This is a genomic window from Candidatus Kurthia intestinigallinarum (assembly GCF_003991225.1).
In the GTDB taxonomy this organism is placed as follows: Bacteria; Bacillota; Bacilli; order Bacillales_A; family Planococcaceae; genus Kurthia; species Kurthia populi.
This window is the reverse complement of the sequence record NZ_JTFC01000031.1, coordinates 76,964-92,432: the sequence shown is the minus strand read 5'-3', so window position 1 is coordinate 92,432 and position 15,469 is coordinate 76,964. Positions and strand designations below refer to the sequence as shown.

General features: G+C 36.4%; 26 protein-coding genes. 23 read left to right on the top strand and 3 right to left on the bottom strand.

Annotated elements, in window-relative coordinates; all coding sequences use genetic code 11:
• Window positions 1–48: 48 nt before the first annotated feature.
• Window positions 49–789, bottom strand: a complete 741-nt coding sequence (locus QI30_RS09090) for a hypothetical protein (RefSeq protein ID WP_126990602.1) — start codon at window positions 787–789, stop codon at window positions 49–51.
• Window positions 790–885: 96 nt separating this feature from the next.
• Window positions 886–1,251, bottom strand: a complete 366-nt coding sequence (locus QI30_RS09085; protein WP_126990601.1) for a helix-turn-helix domain-containing protein — start codon at window positions 1,249–1,251, stop codon at window positions 886–888.
• A gap of 137 nt (window positions 1,252–1,388) precedes the next feature.
• Between QI30_RS09085 and QI30_RS09080 the strand changes: the two genes are divergently transcribed.
• From QI30_RS09080 to QI30_RS09050, 7 genes are all read left to right on the top strand, one after another.
• Window positions 1,389–1,583: a helix-turn-helix transcriptional regulator gene (locus QI30_RS09080; protein ID WP_126990600.1), complete on the top strand. Its 195-nt coding sequence runs from the start codon at window positions 1,389–1,391 to the stop codon at window positions 1,581–1,583.
• Window positions 1,584–1,615: 32 nt separating this feature from the next.
• Window positions 1,616–2,401, top strand: a complete 786-nt coding sequence (locus tag QI30_RS09075) for a phage antirepressor KilAC domain-containing protein (protein WP_126990599.1) — start codon at window positions 1,616–1,618, stop codon at window positions 2,399–2,401.
• A 55-nt stretch (window positions 2,402–2,456) separates the two neighbouring features.
• The gene (locus QI30_RS09070; protein WP_126990598.1) at window positions 2,457–2,756 is read left to right on the top strand and encodes a hypothetical protein; all 300 of its coding nucleotides are present in this window, start codon (window positions 2,457–2,459) and stop codon (window positions 2,754–2,756) included.
• A gap of 88 nt (window positions 2,757–2,844) precedes the next feature.
• Window positions 2,845–3,363, top strand: coding sequence for a helix-turn-helix domain-containing protein (locus QI30_RS09065; protein ID WP_126990597.1), 519 nt, complete (start codon window positions 2,845–2,847; stop codon window positions 3,361–3,363).
• Window positions 3,360–3,629 (top strand): hypothetical protein, encoded by a 270-nt coding sequence (locus QI30_RS09060; protein WP_126990596.1) that lies wholly within the window; start codon window positions 3,360–3,362, stop codon window positions 3,627–3,629. Before QI30_RS09065 ends, QI30_RS09060 begins: the two co-directional genes overlap by 4 nt.
• Window positions 3,613–3,843 carry a hypothetical protein gene (locus QI30_RS09055; protein ID WP_126990595.1) on the top strand — a complete coding sequence of 77 codons (231 nt, stop codon included), beginning with the start codon at window positions 3,613–3,615 and terminating at the stop codon, window positions 3,841–3,843. Before QI30_RS09060 ends, QI30_RS09055 begins: the two co-directional genes overlap by 17 nt.
• A 35-nt stretch (window positions 3,844–3,878) precedes the next feature.
• Window positions 3,879–4,073, top strand: coding sequence for a hypothetical protein (locus QI30_RS09050; RefSeq protein ID WP_126990594.1), 195 nt, complete (start codon window positions 3,879–3,881; stop codon window positions 4,071–4,073).
• Here QI30_RS09050 and QI30_RS09045 read toward each other — a convergent pair.
• Entirely contained in the window at window positions 4,056–4,433 is a 378-nt protein-coding gene (locus tag QI30_RS09045; RefSeq protein ID WP_126990593.1) for a DUF2513 domain-containing protein, read from the bottom strand. The genes QI30_RS09050 and QI30_RS09045 overlap by 18 nt on opposite strands.
• Window positions 4,434–4,491: 58 nt before the next feature.
• Here QI30_RS09045 and QI30_RS09040 point away from each other — a divergent pair, with 58 nt between their 5' ends.
• From QI30_RS09040 to QI30_RS08965, 16 genes are all read left to right on the top strand, one after another.
• Window positions 4,492–5,352: a phage replisome organizer N-terminal domain-containing protein gene (locus tag QI30_RS09040; RefSeq protein ID WP_126990592.1), complete on the top strand. Its 861-nt coding sequence runs from the start codon at window positions 4,492–4,494 to the stop codon at window positions 5,350–5,352.
• Window positions 5,276–6,178 (top strand): DnaA ATPase domain-containing protein, encoded by a 903-nt coding sequence (locus tag QI30_RS09035; RefSeq protein WP_126990591.1) that lies wholly within the window; start codon window positions 5,276–5,278, stop codon window positions 6,176–6,178. The genes QI30_RS09040 and QI30_RS09035 overlap by 77 nt, the downstream gene beginning before the upstream one ends.
• A 156-nt stretch (window positions 6,179–6,334) precedes the next feature.
• On the top strand, window positions 6,335–6,703 hold the full coding sequence (locus QI30_RS09030; protein WP_126990590.1) for a hypothetical protein: 369 nt from the start codon (window positions 6,335–6,337) through the stop codon (window positions 6,701–6,703).
• A gap of 3 nt (window positions 6,704–6,706) precedes the next feature.
• Window positions 6,707–6,985 carry a hypothetical protein gene (locus QI30_RS09025; protein WP_126990589.1) on the top strand — a complete coding sequence of 93 codons (279 nt, stop codon included), beginning with the start codon at window positions 6,707–6,709 and terminating at the stop codon, window positions 6,983–6,985.
• A 3-nt stretch (window positions 6,986–6,988) separates the two neighbouring features.
• Complete coding sequence (locus tag QI30_RS09020) at window positions 6,989–7,225, top strand: hypothetical protein (protein ID WP_126990588.1); 237 nt, start codon at window positions 6,989–6,991, stop codon at window positions 7,223–7,225.
• 113 nt (window positions 7,226–7,338) lie between these two features.
• Window positions 7,339–7,536, top strand: coding sequence for an XtrA/YqaO family protein (locus QI30_RS09015; protein WP_126990587.1), 198 nt, complete (start codon window positions 7,339–7,341; stop codon window positions 7,534–7,536).
• 66 nt (window positions 7,537–7,602) lie between these two features.
• Window positions 7,603–8,250, top strand: coding sequence for a hypothetical protein (locus QI30_RS09010; protein ID WP_126990586.1), 648 nt, complete (start codon window positions 7,603–7,605; stop codon window positions 8,248–8,250).
• A gap of 22 nt (window positions 8,251–8,272) precedes the next feature.
• Window positions 8,273–9,433 (top strand): helix-turn-helix domain-containing protein, encoded by a 1,161-nt coding sequence (locus tag QI30_RS09005; RefSeq protein WP_126990585.1) that lies wholly within the window; start codon window positions 8,273–8,275, stop codon window positions 9,431–9,433.
• 169 nt (window positions 9,434–9,602) lie between these two features.
• Window positions 9,603–10,133 (top strand): sigma factor-like helix-turn-helix DNA-binding protein, encoded by a 531-nt coding sequence (locus QI30_RS09000; protein WP_126990584.1) that lies wholly within the window; start codon window positions 9,603–9,605, stop codon window positions 10,131–10,133.
• Window positions 10,130–10,705, top strand: a complete 576-nt coding sequence (locus QI30_RS08995) for a site-specific integrase (RefSeq protein WP_126990583.1) — start codon at window positions 10,130–10,132, stop codon at window positions 10,703–10,705. Before QI30_RS09000 ends, QI30_RS08995 begins: the two co-directional genes overlap by 4 nt.
• A gap of 299 nt (window positions 10,706–11,004) precedes the next feature.
• The gene (locus tag QI30_RS08990) at window positions 11,005–11,325 is read left to right on the top strand and encodes an HNH endonuclease (protein WP_126990582.1); all 321 of its coding nucleotides are present in this window, start codon (window positions 11,005–11,007) and stop codon (window positions 11,323–11,325) included.
• Entirely contained in the window at window positions 11,312–11,548 is a 237-nt protein-coding gene (locus tag QI30_RS08985; protein ID WP_126990581.1) for a hypothetical protein, read from the top strand. Before QI30_RS08990 ends, QI30_RS08985 begins: the two co-directional genes overlap by 14 nt.
• 98 nt (window positions 11,549–11,646) lie before the next feature.
• Window positions 11,647–12,015, top strand: coding sequence for a hypothetical protein (locus QI30_RS08980; protein WP_126990580.1), 369 nt, complete (start codon window positions 11,647–11,649; stop codon window positions 12,013–12,015).
• On the top strand, window positions 12,008–13,696 hold the full coding sequence (locus QI30_RS08975; protein WP_126990579.1) for a terminase large subunit: 1,689 nt from the start codon (window positions 12,008–12,010) through the stop codon (window positions 13,694–13,696). Before QI30_RS08980 ends, QI30_RS08975 begins: the two co-directional genes overlap by 8 nt.
• 10 nt (window positions 13,697–13,706) lie before the next feature.
• On the top strand, window positions 13,707–14,930 hold the full coding sequence (locus QI30_RS08970) for a phage portal protein (RefSeq protein ID WP_126990578.1): 1,224 nt from the start codon (window positions 13,707–13,709) through the stop codon (window positions 14,928–14,930).
• Window positions 14,878–15,462, top strand: coding sequence for an HK97 family phage prohead protease (locus QI30_RS08965; RefSeq protein ID WP_126990577.1), 585 nt, complete (start codon window positions 14,878–14,880; stop codon window positions 15,460–15,462). The genes QI30_RS08970 and QI30_RS08965 overlap by 53 nt, the downstream gene beginning before the upstream one ends.
• The last annotated feature ends 7 nt before the right edge of the window (window positions 15,463–15,469 follow it).

The following is a 15,469-nucleotide window of genomic DNA, read 5'->3' as shown; positions in this document are numbered from 1 at the left end:
AAGCTTATAGATTTTCAAATAACACCCCCTTTAATATTTATTTTAGAATTACATTTTTAATAATGCTTTATCCATTTGTCTTTCATTAGATCTTACTGCGGCGCTATCTACTGTATCCACACCGCGATAGAGGTACTTAGTATTTTGATAAAAATCAAATGCAAAGTCGTTTAGTGGTGTATTAACTTTACCAATGTAATTGTTAATGACATTGGCTCTAAATATGTTCTTAAGCATATATTCACCATTGGTAATGTCAGCTGAATATTGTTTGCTTTGGTATTCAGTAATAATATATACTGCGAATTTCTCAACCTCTTTTTTGGTAGGCGTATAGTCTTTTGCGAGAATCATTACTTGATCATACTTCCCAGTAGGTGAATCTTCAGATTGAGCAATCTTGTCAATTTTAGATTCCCAGTCATTTTTAGGGTTGTCAGTGGCTGTCTTCTTAGTATTTGTTTGACTCTCAATAGCTGTATCTTCCTCAGATGCCACACTTTTTTCAGCAACTGGTTCTTCTTTAGCCAGTTGGTCCTCAGCTACTTTTTCTTTATCTTCCTTAATCGGATCTTTCTCATCTTTCTTCTCATCAGCAACGGGTTTAGAGTCTTGGGTAGCTACATCATTACTTCCAGAAATGATTGCTCCTGTTATAAAAAAGACCATTGATACGCCCATAATTAAAAGAGATTTAGCTTTTTTCTTTTTCTTGAAAATACTAAATACAAACATAAGAAAGCCGACTGAAAATGCTAAAAAGCCTAATACTGCTATAAATGCTCCCATTAAATAAATCCTCCTAAAATAATATAAATATTGTTTTTTTAATAATTCTTTGTGCCTATATATTGGGCAAAAAAAGAAGCACATGATAGTGCAACTTTATATTTCTCCGTTATCCTTCAAAATTTCCCACATCTTACGCAGCTTACGTAAATCTTCTTCTTTAGAAGCTGGTAGTTCTTTATACCATTTCTCTAAAGAGGGATCGTTAGCAAATGCTTCGAATTCTTCATCATTTTTTGAAATATTCGCTCGTTCTGAATCTGAACGACCTAAAAGATAATCTGTTGATACTTCAAAGTAGTCGGCTAACTTTTGCAATGTGTCGGTATCTGGTGAACGTCGGCCACTTTCATATCCAGATATTGAAACATGCGTTACGTTAATTTTAGAAGCCAAGTCTTGTTGAGTTAATTTTTTTTCTTTTCTTAATTTTTTTAAGCGATCACCTAACAATAGTATCACTCCTTTAAATCTAGTTTTATTTTAACAAATAGTTAAAGAAAGAAATTGATTTTTAACTAAATGACAAAAAAAGTTGTTGACTTTAACTATAGGTTAAATTAATATGTATTTAACACCAAGTTAAGTGAGGTGAAAAAATGACGTTAGAAAGATTAAAAGAACTACGCTTATCTGAAGGGATGACTTTGAAAGATATCGCGGAAGAATTGAATATATCCCTAGAATATTATTGGATGTTGGAAAATGAGAAGCGTAAGTTGTCTTATGAAATGGCCTGTAGAATAGCAGCTATTTTTCAAAAGACACCAGACCAAATTTTTTTTAATTATTAATTTAACTTGTAGTTAAATAAGGAGGGTAAAAAATGAACGAATTACAAATATTTAATTTTGAAGAAAATCAAGTTAGAACAGTAACCATTGATAATAAACCATTTTTTATCGGTAAAGATGTTGCTGAAACTCTAGGATATGAAAATCCGCAAAAAGCAATTCGTGACCATGTGGATATGGAAGACAAAAAGATGGGTGAACGAAATGTTACCCCACCTATTATGGACACTTTAGGAAGATGCCAATACCCAACACTTATTAACGAATCGGGTGTTTATGCACTTATCTTCAGTTCTAAATTAACGGCAGCTAAAAAGTTTAAGCGCTGGATAACAAGTGAAGTCCTGCCTAATATTCGCAAACATGGGGCGCATCTTACACCGGACACTATTGAAAAAGTGCTTACTGATCCAGATACGATTATTCAAATTGCAACGCAGCTGAAAGAAGAACGGGCAAAGCGTATGCAAGCAGAAGTAGTAATCGAACAGCAAAAACCAAAAGTATTATTTGCTGATGCAGTCGAAGCAAGTGATTCATCCATTTTAATAGGACAGCTTGCTAAATTAATTACACAAAATGGGCTGCGTATCGGCCAAAACAATTTATTTAAATGGTTACGTGATCAAGGCTATTTAGGCCGAAAAGGCGCGCACTATAACGAACCTACTCAATATGCTGTTGAAAGAGGTTGGTTCGAAGTTGTAGAGCGCACAGTACCAAAGTCAGATGGAAGTGTTCGTATTACACGCACAACAAAAGTTACTGGCAAAGGACAGATTTATTTTATTAATAAGCTTTTAACTCAAGCAATGTAAATTTCAAAAGCCTTCTTGATAAAAGAGGGCTTCATAAAAAGAAAGGATGATTCAAATGGAAGCAATGAAAGAGCTTCAAGTACTAAACGAACAATTTGTACTTCAAAAATTTCAACTTCTTATTAAAGAAGCTTATGAAAAAGGGGTAGAGGATGGCCAAAAAACGCTAGGTTATCCAATGGTATTACGTCGTGAGCACTTAGCGGAAATTTTATCAATTAGTTTACCTACAGTAGATCGCCTAACAAGTAATCCATCATTTCCTCGTTTGAAGGAAGTACAAGCACGTTATCCGCGTGAAGCTGTATTTAAATGGATTGAAGAAAATACAGTCATTATTGATGCATTACGTTAAGTATAACGTTTGAACAAAGCTGTGATGGTATTTCTAGTAGTACATGCATATCTCTATGGGAATTTTAAATTTGAAGGAGGCAAGGTGTATGAAGAAAACAAGTAAGTTGGTGCGTGAAATGCGCGGTACGATGCATCAGCAGCAATTAGCTGAAGAAATAAATGTTTCAAGGGAAAGTATTTCAAAATATGAAAACAAACGCACGAGAATTCCTGCAGACATAAGTAAAGGATTAATGGCGAAATTTAATAATCCACAATTTGCGATTACATTGTGTCAGGAATATACGGGGACAGGGCCAATTTGGTTGGACGGTCCTAACATAGATTTACACCGATCTAGCGTAAAAGAAAAAACGTTAGAGGAACTAGAAGAAGCGATTCATAAACTTCGTAATACGAGTTTGGCAAAGCCTTTGCAGAATCTTACAGCTTATGAATTACATGCGGTTAAAGAGGCTTTAAATGAATTAGTGGAGGCACAAACAGCGATGGCGCATTTAATGGCCGTTGTATGTATGGAATCTGGCATCAGTTACAAAGATTTGTGGAGCCAACATTACCGTTCTTTACAGCAAGCTGGTTATTTAGAAGGTGCAGATGAATGAGACAACTATATCGTAAGGAAGATGTAGCAGACGCTTTAGAGTTAGTGTACGAGCTAGAGGCACTACAACAGCAATTTATAAGCGCTATTTATCAGCATGATATGGCCGAAGCATCAGAAATTGTAACACGCCAAGCTAATATTATCGGCGAGATTAAACGTTTGCAAAGCGTTTACCAGCAACATAAGAAACTAGTACAGATTGTTGAAAGTATGGCCAATCTAGGGGTGGAAATGGAGGTGGTTATTCGTGAAACAAGTAAATGAGCTTTTCTTCGATGAACATTCTACGTTATGGGACATGATTTCATTTTATGGAACTTTGCTATTCATGTACACAGTAGGTGGAAGTACGATAGCAATTTGCGCACCACATTTATTAAAATTCCTACTCGCTTGTATCATCGTAATTATCGCGGTGCTATGGATCGTTGCGAAAAAGACAAAAAAAGAAGACATCATCCAAAAGGACAATGTCTAACACTCAAAAATATTATAACACAGGAGAGAGTATAAATGATAAATGATTTAGAGAAAACACAATTAACATCTAAAGTTGTAACCGCAACAGACGGTATTGTACAAGTTCTAAATGAAAATAAATTTACATTTCAAGAAACCATCGATTTGTTGAATGGGTATCTTCATACTCTAAATGAAATCGTTGAAAATCATCCTGAAAAAAAGAATGATTTACTCAAGATGAAGTAAGTTTTTTAAGCATTTTGATCCGATTTCGGCCATTAAGGGGATGGAAACACTCGCTAATTTCGAAGTGACTTCTTTAGTTTTAGCCCACACTTTAGGGTCGCGAATCGTATCTAAAAATACATGACCATCATACGTCAATGTACTTACAAAATAATAGGAAAAATCACGATTAGGTTGTGCATGAATAAATCCAGCTTCTTTGAGGCGTGAAGCAGTATACATTAATTCTTCTTCACTATAGGATTTTTCCTTTAAATTACTATTTTCAAAATAATCTTCGAGACTAGCAGTTCTATTTACTTGTGCTAGTTCTTCAATAGCAAGGAGTAAATCTCTTACGCAGTCTTGGTCTAATTTCATATAATTCACCACCTTTCTAGGGAAATTATACCAAATTACCAAATAAGGAGAATCTTTAATGTCAGAAATCACATGGATCAAACTAAAAACAGATATGTTTGAGAATGACAAAATCAAACTAATTGAGGCTTTACCAGCAGCAGATACTATTATCGTTATTTGGGTGAAGTTATTAGCTGCCGCTGGAAAAGCAAACTTAAATGGCTACATCATGCTTACGGAAAATATTCCGATGAATACCGAGGAAATGGCCACGATTTTTAATCGCGATATTAATACAGTGCGCCTAGCATTACAGACGTTTCAACGCTATGGAATGATTGAAGTAGAGGGCGAAGCAGTGCGTATTAAAAACTGGGAAGTTCATCAAAATATTGATGGTATGGAACGAGCAAAACAGCTTACTCGTGAGCGTGTTCGTAGACACCGAGAACGTAAGAAACAGGTGCAGTTAGAAGCTCCGAATGAAGAAAATCATAGTAACGTATCTGTAACGTTACGTAACGCAACAGATATAGATAAAGAATTAGATATAGATATAGAAAAAGAAATAGATAAAGAAAAGAAAGATATTGTGCCAGACAAGTCTGACACGATACCTTATGCTTCGATTCTCGATTATTTGAATGAAAAAGCCAATACCGCATATAGAGCTACTTCAAAAGCTACGCAACAGCTCATTAAAGCACGATTTAGTGAAGGCTTTACAGAGCACGATTTTTATAAAGTTATCGATAACAAGACAACAACATGGTTAAATACAGACTTTGCTAAATATTTACGACCACAAACATTGTTCGGTACAAAATTTGAAGGCTACTTAAACGAAAGGGTGAAAGGTAATGAGAACGTTCGAGGAAGTAATGGCAGCACTGCAGGAGAAAGTAAACCAAGCCTCCGAGGATTCTGTTCAAACTAGTTACAAATGTGAGCAATGCAAAGATCAAGGCGGTTGGATTGAAGAACATGAGCCAGTTACGTTTTATTCAACAGTCGTTAAGGACGCAGCTGGAAACGTACAGCTAGATGAATTTAATAAACCAGTATATAAACGTTTACCAATGAAAAATGAAATTTGGGTTACGTGTAGTTGCCAACAACAAAAGCAAATTGAACGTCTTATCGCTAATTCACAAATTACGAGTGAATTTCAAAAGAAAGGCTTTAAAAACTTTGATATAGAAGGCCATGCACCAATTATTAGCAAAATGCGAAATGAAGCGCTGAAATACTATAACAACTTTGCTGAAATTCGTAATGAAATGGAAAACAGTATTGCACTGGTAGGTCAAGTTGGCTCTGGTAAAACGCATTTACTTTCTGCTATTGCAAATGGTCTCTTACAACAAAATATTTCGGTGATGTACTTTCCATTCGCAGAAGTAATGGAAAAGATGCGCGAAAATGAATTTGCGTTAAAAGATAAGATTGTTCATCAGGCGCAGCAAGCGGATGTATGGTTTTTAGATGATCTATTCAAGCCAGTAACAAAAATGGTAAATGGTAAAACGACAAAAGTTCCGCGTGCCAGTGAGTGGGCGCAAGAACGAATGTACGAAATCATTAACTATCGCTACCTCAACAAAAAACCGATTTTATTATCTTGCGAATTGGACTTTGAAACGTTGCTACAAATTAACGATGCGATTGGCTCACGCTTATTTGAAATGTGTAGCAGCTACTTAGTAACGATAGCAGAAGATCCATTTTTAAATCATCGCTTGCGTAAGGTGTATCATGCATAAGCCGTTAAGACAAATTGTTAGAGCCAGTACACGTTATGCGCTACAGCTCAAAGTGCAAGATAAGGAGTTAAGAGGTTGGCGACAATTGGGTGATATGAAATGCGAAGGCTTTTATGAGGGAGCCTTTGCGGTGTTAATGGAATTTCAAAGGGGCAGGTGATTTTTGTGGAGACAGTTGAATACGCATTGTATAAGGGCGAGGTATTATTGGCCATCGGTACGCTAGAGGAAATCGCTGCTGAAAGAGGTGTAAAGCCGCGCACCATTTACAACTACTCTATGCCGGGGCATATTGCGCGCATGGAGGAACAGAAAGCGCCAGTATCGCATAAATTGCATGCTAAACGTGTAAAACGGGGCGTATATAAGGTTTTTGACGATAATAGGCTAATTGGTGAGGGAAACCTCAAACAGCTCGTACAGCAGACAGGAATCGATGCTGAGAAGCTAAAAAATTTATTTTATGGAGAGCCGCCGAAGATTCGCAAGAAAAATTATCAAGTGGCGGTTCGATTGGAGGAATAGGGAATGGATGAATTACAGGAACAAAAAACGATGCTAGAAGTGCTTATCGAATTTGCGAATGCACGAGAAGAGCTGAATGAACAACAAAAAGAGTTACTGGTAAAGATTTATAAATGCAAGCGTGGCCAAATTTTACGTAAAGGTAAAACGGAACGTATTTTATATGGTGCAGATCATATGTTCATCGCATACATGACCAAGCGTTCAAAAAGAAAAGTAACAGCTTTGAATATTCCAGAGTTTTTAAAGTGGGCTGAAAAAGCTGAATTTGTGGAGGAATAATAAATGCAGCAGCTATCCATATTTTCGGTGCTACAACAAATTACAGATATTGAGCTGATTACGCGTAACATTGAGAAATTACAAATTGGTGATTCAATCATTACAGTCACTTGTGATATTGAACGAAATGAAAAAATGCTTACAGTTCGCGCCAAAGAATTTGAGGAAACATTTAAAACGGGAACAGCAGCGTTAATGTATATCAAAAATTATTTCGAAAATGGACCAGAATATATATAAAAAGGCATCAAACAATAAAGTCTGATGCCAGGCCTAAGAAGTGGTAGCCGCCACTTCTTTTGTGCGTTACTATGCTATATACCCACAACTATTATAGCATAGGAGAAAAGAATATGAGACTACAAGAAGTACAATTAGATAGTTCTAATAACCTGCTACTAGATATAATGAAATTACCACCAACATGTGTAATTGTCATAAGTGATGGTAAGGCCAAATTAAGTGAATTACCGGCTTTTGCGGAGACAAACATTGTGACACATGGGGGTAAAGTGAAACGAATTAGATGGAATGAAGGAGAAGAGTTTTAATAAAAGGTTGCCAAAAGAGTGATTTTTGGGTAAAATTAGTGCACAAAATGAAAAGGTGGTATGCTTGTGCTAATTAAAGAACCTATGAATTTTAAAAAATTTATTGATGCTGAAATCAATTTGAAAAATAAATCTAAAATAGTAACTTGTGTTGAACAAGCGAAGGATCTTGTTAAAGAAGCTGTAAAAGATGTATCTTTTTTCAACTGGTGGTTAGGTAAAAAACACCAAGGCTATTTATATAGAATTGCGATTCAATTTGTTTTGTACGAAGCAGTAAAAAGTGGAACATTATCAGATTTTGAAGCTGCAATAGTTCCAAACAAAACACGAAGTGACTATCACATTGAATTGAAAACTCGAAATACTATTATTACAATAAATAGTTCTAAAAGTACGCATGCCACTTCTGAATCAGCGATATTTAGAGAGATTTTGCAAAAAAGCCATCAATTATATATGACTTTTGAAGAAGATGAAGTTCGTGAAGAAAAGCAGTATTTAGAACTTACATATAAAATTGATGCTGATGAGCTAAGTTTTTTGAATTTAGGCATTCCTAATGGAAAAGGGAAATGGTTTGATAAAATTGACCTTCTAAAATTACCTCGAGTAATAGACTTGCAAAATAAAGAACCAGAGAATGTATTCTCGGACGAAACTTTAGTTAAATTCAAAGAGCTTGTGCATCAGCAAATGGCCGCGGAAGATTAAAGTTTTTAAGGAGTGCCTATATATGGATAGCATAAAAAAAGATTTGAAATTTCAATTTCAGGGATCTAAATTAAAAGAGGCACGAGAATCTAGAGGACTAACTATTAGAGAATTAACAACAGAGTTAGGTTTGAATAATCATCAAACACTTTCAAAATATGAAAATAATAAAGCTATACCACCATCTAATGTACTGTTTAATTTAGTTAGAATATTAAAAATTCCAATTAACTATTTTTATTCAGAAAAGCCGGTAATAGATGCGGAAATACCTGTATTTTTCCGAAGTAAAGCGAATACGACAGTCAAGTTGAAAAAGATTCATCAAGTGAGAATTGGTTGGGTAGAAGAGATATTTAATTATTTAAATACTATAATCGAATTCCCGGAATCTAAACTTCCTCGAATAGAAAAGAAAAAATCAACAATTTTTACACCAACAGATTTTGAGGAGATTGAAAAATTAGCATTAGATTTAAGAGTTGATTGGGGATTAACGAATGGTCCTATAACAAATTTGACACGTTTGTTTGAACAAAAAGGGATTATTGTTAGTATGGATAACTCAAATGATGGTTTAATAGATGCTTGTTCTAGTTGGGATGACAATAGATTGTTTATCATGATAGGAAGTGCATTATCAAGCCCATCTAGAATTAAGTTTACCCTTGCTCATGAATTAGGGCATTATTTGTTACATTATCATCTTTCCAAAGAAGATTTTAATAAGAAAGATATTTATAAACGCATCGAAATAGAAGCAAATTATTTTGCATCAGCATTTTTATTGCCTGCACCAGCTTTTTCAGAAGAATTAATTTCACATACTTTAGATTACTATAAGATTTTGAAAAAACGTTGGCATGTTTCGATTCAATCTATGGTTTATCGTTCTAAAGAGCTGAATTTAATAACGGATTACCAAGCAAGTTATCTTTGGAAGTCTATAGCTAAAAATGGTTGGAAATTAGTAGAGCCATTAGATGATGAATTGGAAAAAGAAGAAGCAAAAATGTTAAAAGATGCGATTGAATTAATTATCAATCATGATGTCAAATCAAAAAAATATTTATGTGAAGAGTTGAAATTAAATAAAGAGGATATACAAAACCTTACAAGATTGCCTAAGAATTATTTTGAAGAAAGAGTTGTAAATGAAGGTAGAGCATTAACCTTTAGGTAAATTAAATAGCTAAATCAAAACTCTTTATTCGAAGAATATTGTATAATTGAGTTAATAAATCATGAATAGTTTTAGTCCCACCAGCCCTCTGGAGGATAACAAATGTTAGTAGCAAACGCTGCTTTCATTTGTTGTCCTCTTTTTTATTTGTCCAAAAGGAGATGACGGAATGAATAGTTTATTAAAGCAATACGAGTACACACTAAAATATACCGAGGAATTGATACGTACGAAAGAATATCAGCAGCAATTGGCAGACAAGCAAAATGATATAGAAATGGCCAGTTGCTTAAAAAGTGATGTAGCAATTATTCGTGGGGCAGTCACTGATCTACGCTATTGTATTGATTGGTTGAAAAAAGGACATGAGCCAAGTGTTCGCAGAGGAATCGAAAGACAATCCGGTTATAAACGCGAAACACCTGTTGAACCTTATTGGATTCAGTTAAATGGAGATGCAGCACCAACGGAATTTGAAAAGACGGATGAAGAATTAGAGCGTGAAGCGATGAAGGCACAATTGATGAAACAAATTGTGAAAGTACTGAATAAACAGGAACGTGAAATTTTTGAAATGAGCGCTAATGCAATATCGCAGTATGAAATCGCTAAGATGCTGGGCATTACAAGAGATGATGTGAAAGTAGTAATTGCGCGTTGTAAACGTAAAATTCGTAAGGAAGGCTGGGTAATGGTATGAGATATGTACAACCAATTCGTGATATGGATCAAGTACAAGAATTTATGGATTATTTGGATGAAACGAATAAAAGAAATTTCATTATGTTCATGTTAGGGATTAATTTAGGACTGCGTATTTCGGATGTGCTAGAGCTGCGTGTCAGAGATGTGCGTAATAAGATGGCCATTAAAATTTATGAGAAGAAGACTGGCAAGTATAAGCAAATGATCATTAGTGATGAATTACGTCGAGCACTAAAAGAATATACGAAGAATATGAAACCGCATGACTATTTGTTACGCAGCCGGAAGAAAACGGCGACGGGTGGCCAGAAGCCGATTAGTCGTGTGCAAGCATATCGTATTATGCGAGAGACAGCACAGGCAATAGGTTATACGGGCGATATCGGTACACACACGATGCGTAAAACATTTGCTTATCATTTCTATAAACAGACTAATGATGTGGCGACATTACAAGCATTGTTTGGCCATGCACATCAAGCAGATACGTTGCGTTACATAGGTGTAGAGCAAGAGAAAGTAGAGGCTGTTGTGAACAATCTATTCAGACGGAGAAAAACTAAATAATTAAAAGTGCTGTGGTTGTTGGTATATCAACAACTGTTATTATTTTTACTATGTTGAACGTTACATAATTTAGATACTTGTACATTCAAAATAAAAAAATTTAAGAATGCTGATTTACCAACGGTTTGAGCCATGTTGATTGATGTAACACTCACTAAGATATGTTACATTCACGCATGAAATAATCCCACGTGCCTACTATTAGTGAAAGGTTTATTTAATTTAATACGTAAAAGAATACAAATACAGCGTTATTACATTCATAATACGTTGTTATTTAGCGTTATGGAGTGAAGATTATGCTAGAGCATACACTTGAAGCTAAGAAGTTATATAAGAGTGCGGCGTGGCGTAAGTGTCGTGCTGCTTATATTATACAAGTGCATGGCTTATGTGAACGGTGCAAAGAGCCTGGCAAGATTGTGCATCACAAGATACATATCGACAGTAGGAACATACATGATCCAGAGATTACATTGAATCATGCGAACCTAGAGTATCTATGCCAAACGTGTCACAACCAAGAGCACCATGAGAAATATAGTCCAGTTCGTCAGGGTGTAGCATTCGATGAAGAAGGAAACTTGATTGAGGTAGGTGAAATAGATGGAACTCGATAGTCTACAAAATGCAGTAATGGCTAGCGTATTAATAGCATCGTTCCCAGAACTCGAACAGCAGTGTGATTTAACGCAAGGGCAAGTGTATTATCTTCATCATTGCTTTGACACTATCCAAGACGAGTTTTCGCCAAAGCAGATGCGTGAAGCGACAATTGAATTGTCTAAAAAAGTATTTACTAAATTTATTGAGGATTTTTCAAATGAAATAGCCCCCCTATAAAAAATTTAAAAACCTACAAACGTGGGACCGAGAGGGGAGGCTCACGTGATACATGGGTTTCGCGCGTGACCCCCCTCCCCAAGAAAGAAGGTGATTTTGTGCCGAAGAAAAGAGAATTAACAAAAGCAGAACGAATTATCAAAGAGGAACGTCGCTTGAAGCGGAATTATAAGGAGATTCAAAAAGATAAATTAGCAGTAGCGGATGGTCTTATTCGACGTGCTGCTTTTATGAGAGCGAGCCTTGAAGATATGGAAGTAGATTTAGATGCCAATGGTTTTGTAGAAATGTTTAGGCAAGGTGATCAAGAACCATATGAAAGAGAGCGTCCCGTTGCTCGCCAGTATCAGCAAATGAACAAAAATTATCAATCTATCATTAAGCAGCTTACAGACTTGCTTCCAAAAGAAGTGGCGAAGAAAGTTGAAAGTGATGGCTTTGATGATTTTGTGAATCGACGTGCTTAAACGTTATCCAGTTGCTTATAACCCTATTATTGATTACTATAACAAAATCGAAACGGGCGAGATTGTTGCAGGGACAAAGGTTAAGCAAATTTATAAGCACTTAGTACAAAAAATTTATGAGCCTATTGGGGAATTTGAGTACCGAGCTGAAAGAGCAAACCATGCCATTGAGTTTATTGAAAACTTTTGTAAGCACAGTAAAGGTAAATGGGGAGGTCGGCCAATTGAACTTGAACGATGGCAACAAGCTTTTATTGCGGCTTCTTTTGGGTTTGTTCATAAAATCGATGGAACGAGGCAGTACCGAGAAGTATTGTTAGTCGTTGCTCGTAAAAATGGCAAGTCGACTATTGCATCTGGATTAGGGCTGTATTTACAAACAGCTGATGGTGAACCGGGAGCAGAAGTTTATGCTGTGGCTACTAAGAAGGACCAAGCAAAGTTAGTTTGGGCTGATGCTAAACGAATGGTAAATAAATCTCCAGCGCTTAGAAAACGAATTAAGCCGTTAGTTTCAGAATTGAGAGCAGATTTTAATGATTCCACTTTTAAACCGCTTGGCTCCGATAGTGAAACACTTGATGGCTTGAACGTTCATGGCGCGCTGATGGACGAAATTCACGCTTGGAAAGATAAAAATTTGTATGACGTTATCGTCGATGGTACTTCAGCGAGGGAGCAGCCACTTATTTTTATGATTACAACGGCTGGCACCATTCGAGAATCTGTTTATGATATGAAATACGATGAAGCAGTTATGCTGTTGAATGGTTTAGCAGATCCAGACGGTTACAAGGATGAACGTTTCTTACCAATCATTTATGAATTGGATAAACGTGAAGAATGGATGGACGAAAACGCATGGCAAAAAGCGAATCCCGGCCTTGATACGATTAAACGACGCGATACGCTGCGCACTAAAGTCAATAAAGCAAAGTCTAATCCAATGCTAGTAAAGAATCTTGTCACGAAAGACTTTAACGTACCGGAAACGACAAGCGAAGCGTGGCTAACATTTGAGGAACTCAATAATACAGATACGTTTGATGTCCAGCAGTTGAAGCCTAAATACGGCATCGGCGGTACAGACTTATCGAAGACGACAGATTTAACTGCCGCTAAAGTTATTTTTATGGTGAAAGGTGATCCGCACATTTATGTGAATCAAATGTATTGGTTGCCAGAGGAATTGCTTGAGGCGAGAGCAAAAGAAGACCGTATTCCATATGATTTATGGCATGAGCGCGGTTTGTTGCGCGTTACACCTGGCAATAAAGTACATCCAAAGTTTGTGACGCAATGGTATTTAGAGCAACGCAATGAGCATGGCATTTATTTACCTTGGATTGGCTATGATGCATGGTCAGCAGAATATTGGGTGGAAGATATGAAAGGTCATTTTGGCTCTGAGGCAATGATTCCTGTTCACCAAGGGAAAAAGACCTTATCAGGACCGATGTACAACCTGAAAGCCGATTTAAAAGCCAATACGATTGTTTACAACAACAATCCGATAGACAAATGGTGTTTGTCGAATACAGCTATCGAAATGGATAAGAATTTAAATATCCAACCGACGAAGACAAAGAACCAGCGCCGACGTATTGACGGTACCGCAGCACTATTAAATGCTTATACAATTTTGCAAGATAAAAACGCTGAGTATTTGCAGATGATTTAGGAGGTGAATCATGGGGCTATTTGAAAAAATGTTTGGTAAAAAGTCAGAACCGCATTTGAGTAATCAATTTAAATTGATTCAAGATGCTGGCGATGGCTTTTTTCAATGGGATGGAAAGCTTTATAGATCTGATATTATTCGTTCGGCTATTCGACCAAAAGTAAAAGCAATTGGGAAGCTTACGGCAAAACATATTAGGCAAAATGACAAGGAATTTAAAGTAAATCCAAATGTAAATATTCGATTCCTATTGGAAGAACCTAACCCATTAATGACAGGACAAGTATTTCAAGAAAAGATGGCCACTCAGTTAGCGCTTAACAATAATGCATTTGCATATATTAAGAGAGATGAGCGGGGATGGCCACTTGAAATTTATCCGATTCCTGCTGCAAGTATCGAATTGAAAGAAGGGCCGAGCGGAGAAATATTTCTGCGCTTTTTATTTTTAAATGGACAGCGAATGACAGTTCCTTATGCTGACATTATCCATTTAAGAAACGATTTTAACGAAGATGACTTTTTTGGTACACATCCTGGAGAAGCGTTGAAAGATTCATTAGAAATTGTTTCAACTGCTGATCAAGGGATTGTAAAAGCAATTAAAAATAGTGCTTCTATCAAATGGCTAATGAAGTTTAAAACGATTTTACAGCCGAAAGATATGGAGAACGAAGTGAAGCGGTTCACTGAAAACTATTTATCGATTGATAGAAATAGTGGAGGGGCCGCAGCTGCAGATACTCGTTATGATCTTCAACAAGTGAAAAATGACGCGTATGTGCCTAATGAAAAGCAAGTGGATAATACGACAAAACGTATTTATTCGTTTTTTAACACGAATGAGAAAATTGTACAGTCGAATTATACCGAAGATGAATGGAACGCTTACTACGAGGCACAAATTGAGCCTGATGCGATGCAATTTGCTAACGAGTATACACGACGACTCTTTACGAGAAAAGAGCGCGGATTTGGCAACAGAATTATTTTTGAAGCAGCAAGTCTACAATATGCTTCTATGAGTACAAAAATGAACCTTGTACAAATGGTAGATAGAGGAGCGCTTACACCAAATGAATGGCGTTCAATTTTATCATTAGGACCAATTGAAGGTGGAGATAAAGCAATTCGTCGATTAGATACAGCTGAAATTAATGCCAAGAAGGGAGGTGAGAAAGATGGAAACAACGGAGAAGCGCAATTTGACGACGAATCAAGTGGAGATTCGTGAGGATGAAGGCGGTCAACGTGTATTAACAGGCTATGCGGTCAAATGGGAAATGAAGTCCGTACCAATGGGCTATTTTCAACGATTTAAAGAGCAATTTAAACGTGGAGCTTTTACGGAATCATTAACGAATGATGACCAAAAGGCGTTGTGGTCTCATGATACATCTAAAGTGTTAGGACGTACTAAAAACGGAACGCTACGTTTGTTTGAAGATGATTTAGGATTACGTTTTGAGCTTGATTTACCGGATACAACATTAGGTGACGATGCTTATAAATCAATCAAGCGCGGCGATGTTGATGGGGTTTCATTCGGATTTAGTATGTTAAAGCAAGAATGGGATGAATCAGACCCAGATAATGTTGTTCGGACTGTTACGAAAGCAAAGTTACTCGAAATTTCGCCAGTAGCATTCCCAGCTTATCCAGATTCACAAGTGGCGGCGCGTTCACATGATCCGTATCAAGAGCATATGGAATTGAAGGAGCGACAAGAGCGCCGACAAAAATTATTATTAAAAACATTCCTATAGAGGTGAA